This window comes from Luteibacter sahnii (genome assembly GCF_034063545.1).
In the GTDB taxonomy this organism is placed as follows: domain Bacteria; phylum Pseudomonadota; class Gammaproteobacteria; order Xanthomonadales; family Rhodanobacteraceae; genus Luteibacter; species Luteibacter sahnii.
Genome location: NZ_JAQLOK010000001.1, coordinates 164,535 through 184,271, shown reverse-complemented (window position 1 = coordinate 184,271; position 19,737 = coordinate 164,535). Strand labels below are relative to the sequence as shown.

17 protein-coding genes are annotated in these 19,737 nt (G+C 67.4%); 9 read left to right on the top strand and 8 right to left on the bottom strand.

The window, feature by feature from the left end; all coding sequences use genetic code 11:
• Positions 1–41 precede the first annotated feature (41 nt).
• Positions 42–2,930 (top strand): EAL domain-containing protein, encoded by a 2,889-nt coding sequence (locus PI246_RS00845; RefSeq protein ID WP_320549393.1) that lies wholly within the window; start codon positions 42–44, stop codon positions 2,928–2,930.
• A gap of 40 nt (positions 2,931–2,970) precedes the next feature.
• Here the strand turns inward: PI246_RS00845 and hslO are convergent, their stop codons facing one another.
• Positions 2,971–3,885, bottom strand: coding sequence for an Hsp33 family molecular chaperone HslO (gene hslO / locus PI246_RS00840; RefSeq protein WP_320549392.1), 915 nt, complete (start codon positions 3,883–3,885; stop codon positions 2,971–2,973).
• Positions 3,886–3,912: 27 nt separating this feature from the next.
• Here hslO and mtgA point away from each other — a divergent pair, with 27 nt between their 5' ends.
• Together mtgA and PI246_RS00830 are read left to right on the top strand one after the other, a co-directional pair.
• Entirely contained in the window at positions 3,913–4,710 is a 798-nt protein-coding gene (gene mtgA, locus PI246_RS00835) for a monofunctional biosynthetic peptidoglycan transglycosylase (protein WP_407069759.1), read from the top strand.
• 92 nt (positions 4,711–4,802) lie between these two features.
• Positions 4,803–5,231: a CBS domain-containing protein gene (locus tag PI246_RS00830; protein WP_320550221.1), complete on the top strand. Its 429-nt coding sequence runs from the start codon at positions 4,803–4,805 to the stop codon at positions 5,229–5,231.
• On the opposite strand, the gene PI246_RS00825 is transcribed toward PI246_RS00830, so the two are convergent.
• Positions 5,228–6,517 carry an NTP/NDP exchange transporter gene (locus PI246_RS00825; RefSeq protein ID WP_320549390.1) on the bottom strand — a complete coding sequence of 430 codons (1,290 nt, stop codon included), beginning with the start codon at positions 6,515–6,517 and terminating at the stop codon, positions 5,228–5,230. The two genes, PI246_RS00830 and PI246_RS00825, sit on opposite strands and share 4 nt — an antisense overlap.
• A 174-nt stretch (positions 6,518–6,691) precedes the next feature.
• Here PI246_RS00825 and PI246_RS00820 point away from each other — a divergent pair, with 174 nt between their 5' ends.
• Positions 6,692–8,008 (top strand): serine hydrolase domain-containing protein, encoded by a 1,317-nt coding sequence (locus tag PI246_RS00820; protein ID WP_320549389.1) that lies wholly within the window; start codon positions 6,692–6,694, stop codon positions 8,006–8,008.
• 87 nt (positions 8,009–8,095) lie between these two features.
• On the opposite strand, the gene PI246_RS00815 is transcribed toward PI246_RS00820, so the two are convergent.
• From PI246_RS00815 to gcvT, 4 genes are all read right to left on the bottom strand, one after another.
• Complete coding sequence (locus tag PI246_RS00815) at positions 8,096–9,115, bottom strand: energy transducer TonB (RefSeq protein WP_320549388.1); 1,020 nt, start codon at positions 9,113–9,115, stop codon at positions 8,096–8,098.
• A 390-nt stretch (positions 9,116–9,505) separates the two neighbouring features.
• Complete coding sequence (gene metJ / locus PI246_RS18430) at positions 9,506–10,165, bottom strand: met regulon transcriptional regulator MetJ (protein WP_343218464.1); 660 nt, start codon at positions 10,163–10,165, stop codon at positions 9,506–9,508.
• A gap of 434 nt (positions 10,166–10,599) precedes the next feature.
• On the bottom strand, positions 10,600–10,995 hold the full coding sequence (gene gcvH, locus PI246_RS00805) for a glycine cleavage system protein GcvH (RefSeq protein WP_320549387.1): 396 nt from the start codon (positions 10,993–10,995) through the stop codon (positions 10,600–10,602).
• A 137-nt stretch (positions 10,996–11,132) separates the two neighbouring features.
• A complete protein-coding gene (gene gcvT, locus PI246_RS00800; protein WP_320549386.1) occupies positions 11,133–12,242 on the bottom strand; it encodes a glycine cleavage system aminomethyltransferase GcvT in 1,110 nt (369 codons plus the stop codon).
• Between the two features lie 116 nt (positions 12,243–12,358).
• On the opposite strand from gcvT, the gene PI246_RS00795 reads away from it, so the two are divergent.
• The 4 genes from PI246_RS00795 to PI246_RS00780 are packed head-to-tail and all read left to right on the top strand — an operon-like array spanning position 12,359 to position 15,848.
• Positions 12,359–13,501, top strand: coding sequence for an MlaE family ABC transporter permease (locus PI246_RS00795; protein WP_320549385.1), 1,143 nt, complete (start codon positions 12,359–12,361; stop codon positions 13,499–13,501).
• Entirely contained in the window at positions 13,498–14,304 is an 807-nt protein-coding gene (locus tag PI246_RS00790; protein ID WP_320549384.1) for an ABC transporter ATP-binding protein, read from the top strand. The genes PI246_RS00795 and PI246_RS00790 overlap by 4 nt, the downstream gene beginning before the upstream one ends.
• 3 nt (positions 14,305–14,307) lie before the next feature.
• The gene (locus tag PI246_RS00785; RefSeq protein ID WP_320549383.1) at positions 14,308–15,246 is read left to right on the top strand and encodes an MlaD family protein; all 939 of its coding nucleotides are present in this window, start codon (positions 14,308–14,310) and stop codon (positions 15,244–15,246) included.
• Positions 15,243–15,848 (top strand): ABC-type transport auxiliary lipoprotein family protein, encoded by a 606-nt coding sequence (locus PI246_RS00780; RefSeq protein WP_320549382.1) that lies wholly within the window; start codon positions 15,243–15,245, stop codon positions 15,846–15,848. The genes PI246_RS00785 and PI246_RS00780 overlap by 4 nt, the downstream gene beginning before the upstream one ends.
• Positions 15,849–15,934: 86 nt before the next feature.
• Here PI246_RS00780 and PI246_RS00775 read toward each other — a convergent pair whose 3' ends face one another.
• The gene (locus PI246_RS00775; RefSeq protein ID WP_407069772.1) at positions 15,935–16,555 is read right to left on the bottom strand and encodes an alpha-ketoglutarate-dependent dioxygenase AlkB family protein; all 621 of its coding nucleotides are present in this window, start codon (positions 16,553–16,555) and stop codon (positions 15,935–15,937) included.
• On the bottom strand, positions 16,555–17,955 hold the full coding sequence (locus tag PI246_RS00770) for an amidase (RefSeq protein WP_320549380.1): 1,401 nt from the start codon (positions 17,953–17,955) through the stop codon (positions 16,555–16,557). Before PI246_RS00770 ends, PI246_RS00775 begins: the two co-directional genes overlap by 1 nt.
• 172 nt (positions 17,956–18,127) lie before the next feature.
• On the opposite strand from PI246_RS00770, the gene PI246_RS00765 reads away from it, so the two are divergent.
• Complete coding sequence (locus tag PI246_RS00765; protein ID WP_320549379.1) at positions 18,128–19,735, top strand: electron transfer flavoprotein-ubiquinone oxidoreductase; 1,608 nt, start codon at positions 18,128–18,130, stop codon at positions 19,733–19,735.
• Positions 19,736–19,737 lie beyond the last annotated feature (2 nt).

Genomic DNA, 19,737 nt, shown 5'->3' with positions numbered 1-19,737 from the left:
CATATAGACTCACCCGACCCAGTCCGGAAGCTTCCCAGGCGATGACCCTCGCTCCATCCCAAAGCCCCGCTTTGCAGGCATCCGGTCCCGGCCAGGTCGAGCCGCTGCACGATGCCGTGGAACGACTCCTGCGCGCCGCCGACGCCGAGGCCGTCCGTGACGAGTGCGAGGTCTTCGCCCGCTGCCTGGTGCCCGGCGCCCATGTGGCATGGCAGGTCTGCGGCGACACGAGCACCGGGGAAGGCATCGAGCTGGGCGTCGACCCGCGCAGCGAACGCTCGCTCATGCTCCTTGCCGACGAGACCGACAGCCCCGGCGCCGCCGACCTGATCGGCTGGCTCGGCCGGCTCGCCGGCGCCCGCCTGCGCCAACTCGCCGAAACCGCCAATCTTTACGAAGCGATCTCGCGCCTGGCCATGGCCGAGCGCCTGCAACGCGCGCTTTACGCCATCGCCGAACAGGCGGGCGCCGAGCACAACATGCGCGACATGATGACCGCGCTCCACGGCATCGTGGGCAGCCTCATGTACGCCGAGAACTTCTACATCGTGCTGTACGACGCGCCGAGCCGCACGGTGCGTTTTCCGTACTTCATCGACTCGGTGGACACCGATCCGCCCGACCCGGAATCGATCCGCCCGATCGAGGACATCGAGAACACCCTCACCTGGCACATCCTGCAGAGCGGCAAGTCGCTCATGGGTGCCAGCAACGAACTCGAAAAGAACCTGCCCGGGCCTCGCGTGTCCATCGGCCCGCCCTCGGATGACTGGCTCGGCGTGCCGATGAAGCGAGGCGAAGACGTCGTCGGCGCCCTCGTGGTGCAAAGCTACCGTGCCGACACCCGCTACACGCCGAACGACCGCGAACTGCTCACTTACGTCGCGCAGCACGTGCAGACGGCACTGGAACGCCGCCAGGCCCACGAGGAGCTCGAGCGCCGGGTCACCACGCGCACCGCCGCCCTGCGCGAAGCCAACCGCGTGCTGCGCCAGCAGGTCTTGCAGCGCCAGCGCGGCGAACGCCTGCAAGCGGCGCTGTTCCGCATCGCCGAGCTGGCCAACACCTCCGACAGCATCGAGAACTTCTACGCCGCCGTGCACCGCGTCATCGGCGGACTGCTCTACGCGCGCAATTTCTATATCGCGTTGCTGTCCGAAGACCAGGTCAAGCTCACCTTCCCCTACTCCGTCGACGAGCTCGACGGGGCGCGCGAGCCTCGCGAACTGGGGCGCGGCCTGACCGAATACGTGCTGCGCAACGGCAAGGCCCTGCTTGCCGACCGTGCCGAGATCGACCGCCTCAATCGCGACCAGGTGCTGTCCACGACCGGTGCACGCTCGCTGCACTGGCTCGGCGTGCCGCTGATCTGGAACGAAAAATCGATGGGCGTGCTGGCGGTGCAAAGCTATTCGCCCGAACACACCTACAGCGCGCGCGACCAGGAGTTGCTCACCTTCGTGAGCTACCACATCGCGAACGCGCTGCAGCGCAAATACACCACCGAGTCGCTCAAGCAGGCCTACGCCAGCCTCGAGCGTCGCGTGACCGAGCGGACCCGCGCGCTGGCCCTCGCCAACCGCGACCTGCGCGAGCAGATCGCCGAGCGCGAGCGCGTCGAACGCCGCCTCAAGTACGAAACCCTGCACGACTCGCTCACCGGCCTGCCCAACCGCACGTTGCTGCTGCAACGGCTCGAACAGGCGCTCAACCACTACCGCGAGAACCCGGGCGACCTGTTCGCCGTGCTCTTCATCGATCTTGACCGCTTCAAGGTCATCAACGATTCGGTGGGCCACCTGGTGGGCGACGACCTGCTCTTCCAGGTGGGCGGGCGCGTACGCGCCTGCCTGAAGACCCGTGACGTGGTCGCCCGCCTGGGCGGCGACGAGTTCGCCGTGCTGGTAGAAGGCATCACCGATCCGCAGGCGGCCACTCACATCGCCGAGCGCATCATTGCCCAGTTGCAGACCCCGTTCCGCCTGGGTGCGAAAGAGATCTTCACCTCCGCGTCCATCGGCATCGCCCTGCCCACGCCCGAATACACCCGGCCGGAAGAACTCCTGCGCGACGCGGATTCGGCGATGTACCGCGCGAAGGACGAAGGGCGTCATCGCGCCGCGGTCTTCGACGACCGGCTGCGCCGCGAAGCGCTCTCGCTGCTCGAACTGGAAGGCGACCTGCGCCGCGCGCTCACGCGCCACGAGTTCGTGCCGTTCTACCAGCCCATCGTCGACCTCGAAGACCGTCGCGTGGTCGGTTACGAGGCGCTGCTACGTTGGCGCCATCCGGAGCGCGGCCTGCTTCCGCCCGGTGAATTCCTGGCCGTGGCCGAGGACACCGGCTGTTCCGAGGCGATCGACTGGCAGATCTTCCAGCAAGTGGTGCGCCAGGCACGCGCGCTCACCCGCGAAGAGGGCTTTGTCAGCATCAACGTGTCCGGCAGCCATTTCCGCTCGCCCGACCTCGACCAGCGCCTGCTCGACCTGCTCGAGGAGCACAAGGTGCCCGCACGCTGTATCCGCGTGGAAGTCACCGAACGCGCGCTGCTGGAGAACCCCGCCCAGGTCAAGCGCATCCTCGAAAACCTGCGCGCCCACGGCGTGGGTATCGCACTCGACGATTTCGGCACGGGCTATTCGTCGCTGAGCTACCTGCACCAATACCCGATCGAAACGCTGAAGATCGACCGCTCTTTCGTGATCGACCTGCCCGCCGAGGACAACGAGGTGCACAGCACCGCGGTGGTCCGGGCGATCCAGGCGCTGGCCGACTCGCTGCGCATGCAGGTGATCGCCGAGGGCATCGAAACCGAGACACAGATGCACGCGTTGCGCCGCATCGGCTGCCGCTTCGGCCAGGGATTCCTGTTTGCCCAGCCTGCGCCGGCGAGCAAATGGCTGGGGTCGCCGCTCTCGCTCGACGTCTGAACCACCGCGGGCATCCATCGGCCCGCGGCGGGGTGTCCGGTTACTGAAGCGTGTGGTTCGCCGGTGGCACATCGCCATCGACGAACAGCCGCTCGGCATCGACCCGGTCGAATTCATACCGCGTGGCGCAGAACTCGCAGGTGACCTCGATGGTGCCGTCGCGCTCGTCGAGCGCTTCGCGAACTTCGTGGTGGCCCAGTGCCCGCAGCATGCCTTCCACACGCTCGCGCGAGCAGGTGCAACCGAAAGCGAGCGGCCGGGGGTCGTAAAGGCGCACGGTTTCTTCGTGGTAAAGCCGGTACAGCAGATCGCTCGGGTCGGACGACAGCATCTCGTCCGTGCCGAGCGTCGCCGTCAGCGTGCCGACGCGATGCCAGGCGTCGGCGTCTTCCGCGGCCGCATCGTGGCCGCCCTCGCCAGGCACCGGCTGCAGCATGAGTCCCACCGCGCGATCGCCGTCGGCCGCCAGCACGATATACGCGGGAAGCTGCTCGGACCGCTCGAAGTAGCCCTCGAGCGCTGCCCCGATGGACGGCTTGTCGGCGAGATCGACGACCCCCTGGTAGCGCCCCCGCTCGGCGCTGCCGACGGTGATGGCGAGCATGTCCTCATCCATGCCGCCCAGCCGCACGGCATCGCCGATAGCCTCGGCGTCGAAGCGCGCCAGTCCGCGAAGGCGGCCCTTGTCGGTGCACTCGGCGAAGAGCAGGCGCACGGCGCCCTGGCTCTTGAATTCCAGCGAGAGCGCGCCCTCGAACTTGATGTTGCCGGTAAGCAACGCGCTGGCGGCCACGGCCTGCCCGAGCGTGTCGCGCAGCGCGTCGGGGTAGTCGTTGCGCGAGGCGATCTCGCGCCAGCTATGGCCCAGGCGGACCAGCACGCCGCGCACGCCCGCCTTCTCAAGCATGAAGCGATGCAGCACGTCGTCGGTCGGGGTCGGGTTCGAATCGGTCACGGAGGTCTCCTGCTGATCCGTCGTTAAATGGGGCCACGGGGACGCGGCGACAAGCCCGGTGCGCCTTTATACTGCGCCATCCCCCGTCAGTGCGCCGCCATGAACCCGACGCTCCGCCGCATGTTCCGCATCCTCGCACTGCTCGTGGTCGGCTGGCTCGCCCTGTCGTGCTGGGTGGTGATCGTGCTTCGCTTCGTGCCACCGTGGACCAGCGCGATGATGATGGAGCGCCGGGTCGAGTTGCTTTTCGACGGGGAAAACGTGGATTTTCGGCACCGGTGGGTGCCGTGGAACGAGGTGTCGCCGCACGTGGGCATCGCCATGGTGGCCGGCGAGGATCAGAAATTCCCCTTCCACCACGGGTTCGACGTGGATGCGATCCAGGATGCGATCGACGCCGCCGACGAGGGCCGGCGCCTGCGCGGGGCCAGCACCATCAGCCAGCAGGTGGCGAAGAATCTCTTCCTCTGGAATGGCCGCAGTTTCGTCCGCAAGGGCCTGGAAGCCTGGTACACCGTGCTTATCGAAACATTCTGGCCGAAACGGCGGATCCTCGAGGTGTACATGAACATCGTCGAGCTCGGCGATGGCGTCTACGGCGTGGGGGCGGCGAGCGATGCGTTCTTCCACGAGCCGCCCTCGCGCATCGGCGCGGCGCAGGCGGCGCGATTGGCGGCAGTGTTGCCCAACCCCCGCCGTTTCCACGCCGACCAGCCGAGCGCCTACGTGCAACGCCGCACCGCGTGGATCCTCCAGCAAATGGGCCAGCTCGGTGGCCCGGGTTACCTCGACCGTCCGGCCCCCGTCCGCGGCCGGACGCGCTGATCCTTCACCTGACGCAAACCCGGCGCGGCCGGCGCGGCGATACCATGACGCAAGCGCGGCTGATCGCCGCGATCCGCCCCGTGGAGGCCATCATGCAACAGGTCAAGCATCTCCTGGACGGCAAGGGCAGCGGCGTCTTCGCCGTCGCGCCCGATGCACCCGTCATCGACGCGATCCGCCTGATGGCGGAGAAAAACGTCGGCGCGCTCGTGGTGATCAAGGGCATCGACCTGGTGGGCATCGTGTCCGAGCGCGATTACGCCCGCAAGGTGATCCTTAAGGATCGTTCCTCGCGCACCACACCGGTGGCCGACATCATGACCGCGAGCGTCGTCACCGTCGCACCGGATGCCACCGTCGACGAGTGCATGCGCCTGTGCACCGACAGCCGCATACGGCATCTTCCCGTGATGGACGGTGGCCGGGTCGTGGGCGTCGTGTCGATCGGCGACCTGGTGAAAGCGACGATCTTCGAGCAGCGCGAAACCATCAATCAGCTCGAAACCTACATCGCCGGCTAAGCGCGTTCGTCCGGCCGCTCATGCTCCGGACGCAAGTCGGGCGAGGTGGCCGCGTTGCGCGCCACCCAGGCCGCGATGCCGGCCAGCCCCGCGCAGATCAGGCTCAGGGTAGCGACCGTGGTGCCCAGGCCGCGCAACGCGGTGATGCCCGTCGTGACGAGGAAATCGCCAAGCCGCCATACCGTGGTTTCGACCACGTTCTTGCCCTTGTAGCGATCCTCGCGCGGGATGCGCGTATAGAGGGCGTCGCTCGCGGGCTTGGTCATGCCATAGGCCAGCCCCCGCGTGCCGACCTGCACGAGGGTGATGAGCGAGACCGCGCCGCCGAACAACACGAGGTCGACGGGCCCGGCAACGGCGAGTGCCACGAGCAGGGCGAAGTTCACCAGCGATGGCACGACCAACGCCCACAGGGCGCCCTTGCCACGCAGGATCAGCGGCGTGAGGGTGAGCTGCAGCAGCGCACCGAAGAGGTTGATGGCCAGGTCCAGGCGCGCGTAGAAGGCCGTGCGCGTGGCGGTGTCGAGGTAATGCGTCTTCGTGTAATCGGCCATGAGCGCATAGGCCACCGTGGCCACGCCATCGCTGAGCAGCATCAAGAGCGCCATGTTGCGCAGGAACGGCCGCCTGAGCACGGCGCGCACCCCGTCGAGGATCGACCCGCCGACTGGCGCGCCGTCGCTCGCATCGTTGCCGACCGGGCCTGACGACACCCCCAGCAGAAGGCCCAACGCGACCAGCAGGCCGGCCGCGGACACCAGGAGCAGCGACGGCACGCCGATCCGCGCCACCAGTGCCGCGGTCAACACCGGCCCGACCAAGGCCCCGGCCATGCCGCCGAACGCGATAAACGGAAACATCAGCCGGGCCTGCGTGCTGCGATACACGTCGGCCATCACGCTCCAGAAGAGCGATACGACGAACAGGTTGAATACGCTGACCCAGACGAAGAATACGGTGCCCAGGCGGGCCGCGCCGATGTGATCCTGCGCGGCGAAGGCCGGCATGAAAGCGACCAGGCACGCCGCGAAGAACAGATAGCTGCCGGTCAGCACGCGTCGTCGCGGAAAGTGCGACACCAGCCAGCCGAACAACGGGGTGAGCACCAGCATCACGCCCAGCACCCAGACATAGAAAACCGGCAACGACGACGAACCGGTGGCGCCGACGAGCTGGTCGCGCACGGGCCGGATCACGTAATACGAGGTCATCACGAAGAAAAAGGCGATGACCGAGAGCGCGAGGGTCGGGCCCTCGCCGAGGGCGACGCGTCGATGGGCGTTCACGGGCGGCCGGCATGGTCCGGGGGAGACCGCGCAAGCCTAGCACGCCATCGCTCTCGTTCAGGCTCGTCAACAGCTTGCCGATCCATGCGTTGTCGGCGGACACGAACTGACCGACAATCGGACGGTCCCCATTTCCGATGGCGCGATTCCGCGCCGGGCTCCCGCGAGATACGCATGTCGCTTCGTTCCGTTTCCCTGCTCGCCTGCGCATTGACCTGCGCCCTGTCCGCGCCTGTCGCCCTCGCCGCGACGCCCCAGAAGCCGCCGGTCGTGCATGTCGATCCCACGGCGGAGAAGCTGCCCGCCGATCGCGTGAAGCAAACGATCGAGAACTACAAGCACTGGCTCGACGAGGCCGAGGCGCGCGACGCGGCGCCGGCCCTGGTCACGGCGATCGTGGTCGACGACAAGGTGGTCTACGAGCGAGCATTCGGCTACGCCAACGAGAAGACGAAAGAGCCGGCCACGCCCGAGACGGTATTCCGGCTGGCCTCGCTGTCCAAGGCCTTCGCCACCGGCGTCACGGCCGTGCTGGTGCGCGCCGGGTTCCTCAGCTGGGACACCAAGCTGGTCGACACCATTCCGTATTTCAAGCTCAAGGACCTCCAGGCGGCGCAACAGGCCACGGTACGCGACATCCTGGGCCAACGCCTGGGGCTGCCGCGCAACACGTACGACAACCTGCTGGAGGCCGACGCGCCCTACGAGGAGCTCGTGCGCAAGCTCGACGAAGTGGACCTCGCGTGCAAGGTCGGCGAATGCTACGGCTACCAGAACGTCGCCTTCAGCATGATCGGCGACGTGATCTACGCCACCACCGGCGATTACTTCTTCCGCCAGGTCGAGCGACGCATCTTCACTCCGCTGGGTATGACCACGGCCAGCTACGGGCGCGACGCGCTGGAAGCCAGCAAGAGCTGGGCTCGGCCGCATCGCGGCGGTCCGCATAACTGGATCCCCTACGAGCCCAACGACAGCTACTACCGCGTGGCGCCCGCCGCGGGCGTCAACGCGAGCCTGCGCGACATGGAACAGTGGCTGATCGCCCAGATGGGTGGACGCCCCGACGTGCTGCCGACGCCGCTGCTCGACGTGCTGCATGCCCCGGAGGTGCCGACGCCGTCGGAAGAGCGCTCGTTGCCGTGGCGCCGTGCGCGCGTGACCGATGCCCACTACGCACTGGGCTGGCGCGTCTTTACCTACGCGAACGAGACGCTCGTGTACCATGCGGGTGCGGTGGCGGGCTACCGCACGATGATCGGCTTCTTTCCCAAGTACCACGCGGGTGTCGTCAGCATGTGGAATGGCACCGGCCCGATGCCGGCCGGCCTCATGCCGATGGTGTTCGACAGCTTGCTGGGGCTGCCGCACGTGGATTGGGCGGGCGTGGAAGGTTCGGCGGCGCCTGCCGCGAAGGCCGCGCCGGCGAAAACGAAGAGCAAGACGAAGGCCGCCCCGGCAACGAAGAAGAAGTCGAAGAAGAAGTCGTGATCGCACCGTGCCGGCTATCGCCGGCTCGCCGATGCGATCGACTCCCTACCCCTTCGGTCGTCGCCGTGTTCGCCTGAAGGGAAATGGCTAGCGGCCGAGGTTGAACTGCAGGCGGCGGCGCAGGTTCACCGTCATCGGCTCACCGTTGCGCATCGCCGGCTTGAACTCCCACTTGCTCACCGCATCGATCGCCGCCCGGTCGAAGACGTGGCGCGGCTGCGAATCGACGACGTTGACATTGCTCACCGCGCCGTCCGTGCCGACGGTCAGCTCCACGTCCACCCAACCCTCCTGGTTCGCGCGCAGCGCGGCCGTGGGGTAACGCGGCTTCACCTGGTTGACCAGCACCGCATCGGTGATCTGGTCGTTGTCCGGTGCCGCCGGACGTGGCGTGGCCGCTACCGGCGTCTTCGGTGCCTGCGTCGACTGCTGGGCGACCCGCGCCGCCTGTTCGCGCGAAGCCTGCTGGCGTTGCGCCTCGGCGGCCTGCTCCGCCGCCTGCTGTTTCGCCGCGGCGGCGGCCGTCTGCTGGGCCATCTGTTGCGCCTTCTGGGCGTCGACCGCCTGCTGCTGCTCCCGGTCGAGCGTCTTGCGCTGGGCATCCAGCTTGGAGCGAAGGATCGTGAGCGTGTAGTTCTCCGGGTCGGCCTTCGCCAGCAGGTCGATCTCTCGCTGCGCCTCGTTGAAGTCGCGCTGGTTGATCGTCTGCTCGGCAGCGGCGGCGCCGTAGGAAAAGGTTTCGCGCAACGCGTCGGCGGCCACCGGATTGCCCGGCTGCTTTTCCAGCACCTTCATGTAGAACTCGAACGCGTTGTTACCTTTCGGAGCCACGAGCCGCTGCTCGTTCATCGCGGCGCGCGCCTCGGACAACAACTGGTCGAGGCTCAGCGAATCCACGTTCGCCGGCGGCGTTTCGCGGGCGCTCGCGGGGCGCGATGCGACCGACGACGCGGCGTTCGGGGTGGCCGTGGCGGCGAGATACGGCTGGACGATCAGGAACCACGCCGCGACGGCGAGCGCCGCGACGATACCGATGACGGCGAGCGTGACGGGCTGGATCGCACCACGCAGCGCGTGGCGCGGAGCAAGGCGATGACGTGGAACCATGCGGACGACCCTTCTTCGCAGGACGCGCTCCCCCTGTTGGCATGGCGGAGAACCCCCCGTTCACCGCAGCGCGATACGGCTGAAAGGTAACCGTAACGGCGGCGTGAATCCAGTGCGCGGGGCTAGGAGGATTTCCGGGGGACCGGGAAATGGGAAGCGGGGCGGGGCATCGACCGATCAAGGGCGCGGCTGGCGCGGCGTGATCACGATGCCGTGCACGTGTCGTCTCCCTGGGACGCGACGCACATACGCCTGCGCGTCCGACGAACCAACCCCACCGCAGAAACGAATAACCCCGGACAAGCCGGGGTCGAAGATCCGAAATACCTCCCCGCGCTGGGCACCGCGGGGAGGGAATTCGTAAAACGCTTTCTTATTGGACGGTGACGCTTACTTGGCCTTGGCGGCCTTGGTGGCGCGAGCAACCTTGGCGGCAGCCGGAGCGGCCGACTTGGCGACGCGCGGCTTGCGAGCGGCAGCCTTGCGCGGCGCGGCGGCCTTGCGAGCGGTCTTCTTCGCGGCGGTCTTGGCGGTCGTCTTGCGGGCCGGAGCCTTGCGGACGGCCTTCTTCACGGCCTTCTTGGCGGCAACCTTGCGACCGGTGGTCGACTTGCGGGTCGCGGTCTTCTTGGTCGCGGTCTTCTTGGCGGCGGTCTTGCGAGCCGGCGACTTGCGGGTCGCCTTCTTGGCGGCGGTCTTGCGGGTGGAGACCTTCTTCGCCGGCGACTTGCGGGCGGTGGTCTTCTTCGCGGTGGACTTGCGGGTCGCCTTTTTGGCGGCCGACTTCTTGGCAGTGGCTTTCTTGGCAGTGGCCATGGTTCGTCTCAGCTCCTCATCAGTTGGCAGTGGTTGCCCAGTAAAAGCGTGGAGGAACGCTTCAACCAGCAGATCGCTGTTCGTCGCGTGCCTCAAATTGTTCACCTGTCGGCGAGTACGTTCATCGGAAAGCAGTTGAAGCACATGCAGTGGAATCGAGACCGTGATCTTGCGGACCGACCCCGCTTTCGAACCGTGCTCCACATACGGTCGGATGAAAGTTTCTTTTTCCATTTCCGGGTTCCCCGTCAATTGACGCAAAAGCTATTCCTGAACATATCCGGTGTCAATAAATTTTGGCTCTAAATTGAAGGTCTTGCGGACGCATATCCACGCCTCGCAGCATGCCTGGAAGCCGTTCGGCGACCGTCACCATCACCCACGACGGGTTATCGGACACGGCATGGAATCATTACCGCGACACGGATGCCATGAAAGAAACGCCTTAAATAAAGATGTTTTCGACGCATTATCCGAAACGTCGCAAGCGTATTGCGCGAGCTCGCCAACCGTCGCGGAAAACCTGCGCGGGGTATCGGCCGGGGGTCATTCCGGGGATGAACGGAATTCGACTGGACGAGAAAAAAAATTTCCGGCGAGGTCGCGTCCGGACAAAAAAATGCCGGTCGTGCACACGACCGGCATCGTTGCGAAGAGACCGCGACGGATCAGTGGTCTTCGTTCTCGACCAGTTCGGCGTAGTCGTCGGGACCGAGCAGTTCGTCGAGCTCGCCCTTGTCGCTGATCTTCAGCTTGAAGATCCAGCCTTCGCCGTACGCGTCTTCGTTGATCGTTTCGGGGGCGTCGGAGAGCTTCTCGTTCACCGCGACCACTTCGCCGGAAACCGGCGCGTAGATGTCGGAGGCGGCCTTGACCGACTCGACCACCGCGGTGCCGTTGCCGGCCTGCACCGAGCTACCCACTTCCGGCAACTCGACGTACACCAGGTCGCCCAGCGAGGACTGCGCGTGGTCGGAGATGCCGACGGTGACGGTGCCGTCCTGCTCGACGCGCACCCACTCGTGGGACTTCGCAAATTTCAGATCGCCGGGGATTTCGCTCATGGGTGTTCCTCGATGTCTCGGGACGGGATGCGGAGAAGGTGGCGGCCATTGTACCGGTCCGCGGGTTGCGGAAAAGGCGCCGTTGATGGAAATCGGAAGGACGCCTGGGCGTCCTTACACATATATATAGGTGACGGTCAGGCGTCGACGATGCCCGGCATGGGCTGGCCGTCGCGGACGAAGGGGAATTTCACCACGCGCACCGGCACCTCGCGGCCCCGGATGTCCACGCGCACGTCGCCGGGTTCGCCGGCGGGGATACGCGCGAAGGCGATCGACTTGCCCAGCGTCGGCGCGAATCCGCCGGAGAGAATCTCGCCCTCACCGCTCGCCGTGAGCACCTTCTGGCCGTGACGCAGCACGCCCTTGTCGTCCATTACCAGCCCGACCATGACGCGCTTGACGCCCTCGGCCTTGTGCTTTTCCAGTGCGGCACGACCGATGAAGTCGCGTCCGTCGTCGAGGGAGATCGTCCAGGCCAGCGCGGCCTCCCACGGCGAGACGGTTTCGTCCATGTCCTGGCCGTAGAGGTTCATGCCTGCTTCCAGGCGCAGCGTGTCACGCGCGCCCAAGCCCGCGGGGGCGACGCCCGCATCCTTGAGAAGATTCCACAATTCGACGACGCGCCCATTCGGAACCACCACCTCGAAGCCGTCTTCGCCGGTGTAGCCGGTGCGGGCAAGGAACAGTGGCATGCCCTGGGGGCCTTCGACCTCGATCGCGGCGAACTTGCCGAGCTTGCGTGCTTTCTCCTGCACCTCGGACGGCAGCAGGCCGACGAGCTTCTCGCGCGCGTTCGGTCCCTGCACCGCGATCATGCCGAACTCCGGACGCTCGCGTACGGTGACGCCGAAGGCGGACGCCTGCGCCTGGATCCAGGCGAGGTCCTTCGCGCGGGTGGCGGCATTGACCACGAGGCGGAAGAAATCCTCGCGCAGGAAATAGACGATGAGGTCGTCGATGACGCCGCCGCTCTCATTGAGCATGCAGGTGTAGAGGGCCTTGCCCGGCTTGGCGAGCTTGTCGACGTTGTTGGCGACGAGCCGGCGCAGGAAGTCGCGGGTCTTCTCGCCAGTGAGGTCGACCACGGTCATGTGCGAGACGTCGAACATGCCGGCGTCCTTGCGGACGGCATGGTGTTCTTCGATCTGCGAGCCGTAGGCGATCGGCATGTCCCAGCCGCCGAAGTCGACCATGCGGGCACCAAGCTCGCGGTGGGTGGCGTTGAGTTCGGTCTTGTCGGTCATCGTCTTACCTTGAAGGGGATAGGCCGCCCGGAGCGGACTGGCCATTATCAGGGCGTTGGCGCACAAGGCCAAGCGCGGACGCAACATCGACGCCCAGTCCTGCTAGCCTTCCGTCCATGGCGAACGACTCCCGGCCCGGCTCGGCGACCCTCACCCGCGACACGGATGGCGCACGGCTATCCCTCGCCGGCGATTGGACGCTGCCCCATTACGTCGACCTGCATCGCAAGGCCGGAGACCTGGCGGGCACCCTCGGTGACGACGTGCGCGTGGACATCGACGGCCTCGGCACCATGGACACCTCCGGCGCCTTCGTGATCGCCGAACTGCTCGGTAGCCGTCGTACCCAGGCGCTCGCGCAGGATGGCTCGTTGCCGCCGGCACGGCGCGCCCTGCTCAAGACCGTGGGCGACGCCATCGACACCTATTGCACGGGCGTGCCTCGTCGACGCGACGCCGGCTTCGTGGTGATGCTCGAGCGCATCGGCCGGGCGATGTCGTCGTTCGGGCGGCAGACGGCCAGGCTGCTCGGCTTCATCGGCGTCACGCTGCAAGGCTTCGCCACGACCCTATGGCGCCCGCGTCGATGGCGGGTGACGCCCCTGGTGTCGCACATCGAACAGACGGGCCTGGATGCCGTGCCCATCCTCGCGCTGCTGTCCTTCATGGTGGGCGCGGTGGTCGCGTTCCTGGGCGCGACGGTGCTCGCCAACTATGGCGCCACCATCTTCACCGTCGACCTGATCGGCTTCGCCTTCCTGCGCGAATTCGGGGTGCTGCTCACGGCGATCCTGCTCGCCGGGCGCACCGCGAGCGCGTTCGCGGCGCAGATCGGTTCGATGAAAGCGCGCGAGGAGATCGACGCCATCCGCACGCTGGGCCTCTCCCCGATCGAACTGCTCGTGCTGCCGCGCGTGCTCGCCCTGCTGATCGCCCTGCCCCTGCTGACCTTCGTCGCCATGTTGGCCGGCATCGTCGGCGGCGGCCTGGTGTGCATCGTGACCCTGAAGATGTCGCCGTCGATGTTCCTGACCGTGTTCCAGGCGGACATGTCGGTGTCGCAGTTTTTCGTGGGCATCGCCAAGGCCCCGGTGTTCGCTTTCATGATCGCGGTGATCGGATGCATGGAGGGCTTCAAGGTATCGGGCAGCGCCCAGTCCGTGGGCGAGCACACCACCTCGGCGGTGGTGCAGTCGATCTTCGTGGTGATCCTGCTCGACGCCGTCGCTGCCCTCTTCTATATGGAGATGGGTTGGTGAACGCCTCGCCCGCCTCCCTGCCGCCCGTCGCCGACGACGTCATCCAGGTGCGCGGCCTGGTCAACCGTTTCGGCACGCAAACCGTGCATGAGCAGTTGGACCTGGACGTGCGCCGGGGCGAGATCATCGGCATCGTCGGCGGCTCGGGCACGGGTAAGTCGGTGCTGCTGCGGACCATCGTCGGCCTGGTCCGCCCGACCGGCGGCGAGGTCCGCGTGTTCGGCGAAAACCTGCTCGCCCTGCCGGCCGAACGCCGGTCCCAGGTGGAGCGACGCTTCGGAGTGCTGTTTCAAAGCGGTGCGCTGTTTTCGTCGCTGACGGTCGCCGAGAACGTGGCCCTTCCCCTGGTGGAGCACGCGCATCTGCCCCGAACCGACGCGCAACGGCTGGCCGGGGTGAAGCTCGCCCTGTCCGGGTTGCCGGTGGACGCCGGGCGCAAATACCCCGCGCAGCTTTCCGGCGGCATGATCAAGCGCGCCGCGCTCGCCCGTGCCCTGGCCCTGGATCCGGAGATCCTCTTCCTCGACGAGCCCACCGCCGGACTCGACCCGATCAGCGCAGCCGCGTTCGACAGCCTCATCGTCACCCTGCGCGACGCGCTCGGCCTGACCGTGTTCCTGGTGACGCACGATCTGGACACGCTCTATTCCACCTGCGATCGCGTGGCGGTGCTTTCCCAGCGCCGCGTGCTCGCGGTCGGCCCCATCGATGAGGTCGCCCGCACCGACGACGCGTGGGTGCAGGCCTATTTCAACGGTCCGCGCGGCCGCGCCGCCCACGGCGCCGCCCGGCAAGGAGACTGATCCATGGAAACCCGCGCACACCACGTACTGATCGGCCTGTTCACCGTGCTGGTCGTCATCGGCGGCCTGCTCTTCGGGGTGTGGCTGGCCAAGGCGCACGCCGACCAGGAGTGGAACCAGTACGACATCGTATTCAACGAGGCAGTGACCGGTCTCTCCCGGGGCGGCGCCGTGCAGTACAACGGCATTCGTCTCGGCGACGTCATGCAGCTGAAGCTCGACCCGGAAGATCCCCGTCGCGTGCTGGCCCGGGTGCGGATCAGCGGCGACACGCCGCTGCGCAAGGATACCCACGCCAAGCTCGCCCTCACCGGGGTGACCGGCGTGGCGATCATCCAGCTTTCCGGGGGCTCGCCGGGCAGCCCCGTCCTGGTCGGCCATGACGGCGAAGTGCCGGTGATCGTGGCCGATCCGTCGCCCTTCGCGCGCCTGCTCTCCAACGGCGAAGACCTTCTCACCAACATCAACCAAGCCGCGGCACGGGCGAACGAACTGTTGTCGAAAGAGAACGTGCACCGCATCGACAACGTGCTGGACCACCTGGATCGCACGACCGGTGTGATCGCCGACGAGCGCGAGGACATCCGCGCGCTCATCCGCCAGCTCGCCCTGGCGACGACGCAGGCCAACGAGACGCTGGCCCAGAGCCAGTCGCTGGTGCGCCACGCCGACGGCCTGGTGGAAGGCCAGGGCAAGGCCACCCTGGAAAGCGCGCAACGCGCGATGGCATCGCTCGAGCACGCCACGGGAACCATCGACCGGCTGCTCAACGACAACGCCGACGCCATCAACGGCGGTGCATCGAGCCTGGGCGAGCTTGCGCCCGCACTGCACGAGTTGCGCGAGACGCTCGGTTCGCTCCGTTCGATCACCCGACGGCTCGACGAGAACCCCAGCGGCTACCTGCTCGGCCGCGACAAGACCCAGGAGTTCACCCCATGACGCGCGCCTTTCTCGCCCTGCCCCTGCTCGGCCTGCTGGCGGCCTGCTCGATATTGCCCAAGCAGGAAACCTCGCGCACCTACACCCTGCCCGCCTCGCCCGGCCCGCGCCCGCAGGCGGCGCAACCGGTGGACTGGGCCCTGCGCGTGGCCTCGCCCGTGGCCCCGCGCGCGCTCGACAACGCGCGCATCGCCGTGTCACCCGAGCCGAACACCCTGACGGTGTACGCGGGCGCGCGGTGGAGCGACTCGGCGCCGCATCTCTTCCGCGACCGCCTCGCCGACGCCTTTCGCGACAGCGGACGTGTCGCCGCGCTGAGCACCGACGACGCGAACCTCGCCGCCGACTACGAGCTCGGCGGCACGCTGACCGCGTTCCAGACCGACTACGTCGACGGCACACCGCAGGTGACGATCCGCTACGACGCGGTGCTCGCCGATACACGCCGTCACCGCATCGTAGGCAGCCGCCGTTTCGAGATCCGCGAACCGGTGCAAGGCAAAGCGGTGCCGCACGTCGTCGACGCGTTCGGCCGGGGCATGGACGCACTCTCCGCCCAGGTAACCGGGTGGACGTTCCAGGTCGCCGGAGCGCAGCGCTGACGGGGATCGGGTTCGCGCGCATCTTGCGCAGATGTCTAGGCGCATGCCCTCCGCGCGAACACCGCACGTCGCGACAGGACAGGTTCCTACCAAAGGCGTGAACGCAGCTCATGCCGGCGATCCGCCGGCTGGATGAACCGGAACGTGAGGTTGACGCGCGGCGCCGCGACCCGCTTTCGCGCCGGCAACTCATGCTTATATAAACGCTGCGCCCCTGCCCCCATGCACAACAGGCTCCCGTGCGTCAGCTCGATCGACAGCACGTCGCCGCCGGCCTTCGCACGAAACCGGAATGCGCGCTCGGCCCCGAGGCTTACCGAGGCGATCACCGGCTCTGGTCCCAGCTCAGGCTCGTCGTCGCTATGCCAGCCCATGCGGTCGCTGCCGTCGCGATAGAGGTTGGCCAGCACGCTGTTGAATGACGCGCCGCAGGCGAGCTGCACGCGATCGCGCAGTTCGGCCAGCGCAGGTGTCCAGGGGCGCGGCTCGAACGTGTTACCCGAGTAGCGGTAGCTCGCGCCGGCATCGCCGATCCATGCGTTGAGCCGCGGGGCATCGACCCAGCGCCCGAACATCCGCAGTCGGTGGACCTCCCACGGAATCTCGTCGATCAGGGCCGCGAGCAACGCGTCGGCTTCGTCGCGACCCAGCCATCCCGGCGCGAACGTCACGTCGGCGCCAGGCAAGGCGAGGGGCTGCCCGTGGATCAGACCGGCTCCACCGGGTAGGCCGGTTCGGCGTCGAGCGACGACGCGCAGACGGCCGCCAGTTCGAGCAGACGCAAGTCGGAACCGCGCGCGCCGACCAGTTGCATGCCGATCGGCATGCCATTGGGCAGGGTGCCCATGGGAAGGCTGACGGCGGGACACCCGGCCAGGCTCGCGAAACTGCACAGGTCAGCCTGCGACGCCGGCACCGGGCCATCAAGCGGAAACGCACCCTGGGGCGTGGTCGGCATCACCAGCACGTCGACCTGGGCGAACAAGCGGCGCATCTTCAGCGTGGCCGCATCGAGCACCAGGTCGGCGGCGGCATAATCGGCTGCGGATTTCGTCGCCGCGAAATCGAGCATCCCGCGCAGGCTCGGCGACACGGGGTAAGCCTCGTCGGCCAGTTCGGCCGCGAAGGTATTGAGCATCTCCGCTTCCATCAGCAGAAGCCCCGCACGCCGGGTGCGTGCGAAATCCCAATCGGAGAAATCGACGGTCCGGCGCTCGCCGAATTCGCCCTTGAGCCGGGCGAGCGCGCCCTCGAAGACGTCGATCACGTCCTGCTCGACGCCGAGCGCGGCCAGGTCGGGCAGGAAGCCCGTGCGCAGGTTGCCCGGCTCCCAGTCCGGCGGCGAGAAGGCCACGCGGCGACGGCGCGAGCGGGCGTCGTCGGCGTCGTAGCCGGCCAGCGTCTGCAGGAGCACGGTCAGGTCGTCGACCCCGCGCGCCAGCAAGCCCACGGCGTCCAGGCGGCGCGCGGCCGGCACGAGGCCCCGGGCCGAGATCTCGCCGTGGGTGGGCTTGAGCGCGTAGACGCCGCAGTAACTCGCCGGCACGCGGATAGAACCGAGGCTATCGGACCCGACCGCCGCCACCGCCATGCCCGCGGCGACCGCGGCCGCGGCGCCGCCGGACGATCCGCCCGCCGTGTAGCCCAGGCGATGCGGATTGTGCGTGGCGCCGTGCCAGGGGTTGTTCGTGGCCAGGCCCAGGGCACCCTCGTCCATGTTGGTCTTGCCCAACAGCACGGCGCCGGACGCGCGCAGCCGCGCTACCACGTGGGAATCCTGTTCGGGCACCACGCCGCGGCGGCGCATGCCGGCACGGGTAGGCACCCCGGCGACGTCCATGTTGTCCTTCAGGGCCATGGGCATCCCGTCGAGGCGCCCGATGACGCCGTCCCGCCGGCGCCGGTCGGCGGCGGCCGACTGCTCCTGGATCAGGGACACGCTGAAGTCGACATAGGCATTCAACGAGGGATTCAGGCGCTCGATCGCGTCCTGGTAGACGTCGCAGAGCGCCTGGGGCTGTACCCGCCCGATGGCGAGCCAGTGCAGGATTTGCAGCAGGGTGGCGCGGCGTAGGTCCGTGTCGGCGACCGGCGGCATCGTGTTCATGAAATCTCCTTGCGCGTGGGCCGATTATGAACGCGCGATGTGAAGCTCTTGCAAGCCCGGACCCGTTTCAAACAACCCATTTGCCCGCCCGCCAGCGAAATCGGACAATGCGAGGTCATGCGCGCGCCGGGACGGGTGCGCGCCACCCCGCCAGCCAGTGAGTGAGCCAGCCATGAGCGAACGCGAAACCATGGAATACGACATCGTCGTCGTCGGCGCCGGCCCGTCCGGCCTGTCGTTCGCGATCCGTACGAAACAGCTCAATCCCGAACTGTCGGTGTGCGTCATCGAGAAGGCCTCCACCATCGGTGCGCAGGTGCTCTCCGGCGCCGTCATCGAAACCGGCCCGCTCGACCGCCTGTTGCCCACCTGGCGCGACGCCCCGCCCCCGATCTGCGTGCCGGTGACCCACGACGAGTTCTGGATCCTGCGCGACCACGCCACGGGCAGCAAGCTGCCGGTGACCCCGCCGCAGATGGACAACCACGGCAACGTGATCGTGAGCCTCGGCGCCCTGTGCGCGTGGCTGGCGCCCCAGGCCGAGGCGCTGGGGGTCGACGTATTCCCGGGTTACGCGGCCGCCGAAGCGCTCTTCGACGAGGCCGGCGCCGTCGCCGGCGTGCGCATCGGCGACATGGGCATCGCCCGCGACGGTACGCACAAGCCCGGCTACACCGAAGGCATCGACATCCGTGCCCGCGTGACCGTGATGGCCGAAGGCTGCCGCGGCCACATCAGCAAGACGCTGATCAAACGCTTCGACCTCGACCGCGACAGTGACCCGCAGACCTACGGCATCGGCATCAAGGAACTGTGGCAACTCCCGCCGGGCCGCGCCGAGCCGGGCAAGGTGGTGCACACCGCCGGCTGGCCGCTGGCCAACGATACCTACGGCGGCAGCTTCCTGTATCACATGGACAACGACCGCGTGGCCATCGGCTTCGTGGTGGGCCTGGACTACCCCGACCCGAATTTCTCGCCGTTCGAGGCGTTCCAGCAGTTCAAGCACCATCCCAACGTCAAGGGCCTGCTCGACGGGGGCACCATCGTCTCGGCTGGCGCCCGCGCCATCGTCGAAGGCGGTTTCCAGTCGCTGCCGAAGGTGGAGATGCCCGGCGCGATCCTCATCGGCGACTCGGCCGGCCTGGTCAACGTGCCGAAGATCAAGGGCACCCACCAGGCCATCGCCTCGGGCATGCTCGCGGCCGAGCACCTGGTGGCGTCCTCGCTGCGCAGCGAGGGCTGGGATGCGACGCTGCGCGCCTCGGCGGTCATGGCCGAGTTGAAGAAGGTGCGCAACATCCGCCCGGGCTTCAACAAAGGCCTGTGGTGGGGCCTGATCAACGCCGCGTGGGAGACCGTCACCGGCGGGCGCTCGCCGTGGACGCTGAAGAACCACGCCGACTGGTCGGCACTGCACAAGCTCGGCCAGTACGAAACGCCGAAAAAAGACTACGTCGACCGCACCCTCGCCCCGCGCGACCGTTTGGCGTCGGTCTACTTCGCCGCGACCGAGCACGACGAAGACCAGCCGGTGCACCTGAAGGTCGCCGACACCTCGATCTGCATCGATCGCTGCACCACCGAATACGGCAACCCCTGCCAGCGTTTCTGCCCGGCGGGCGTGTACGAAATCGTGCAGGACGAAGCCGGCCGACGCCTGCAGATCAACGCGGCCAACTGCGTGCACTGCAAGACCTGCGACATCAAGGATCCCTACCAGATCATCACCTGGGTGACGCCGGAAGGCGGCTCGGGGCCGAATTACCAGAATCTCTGACC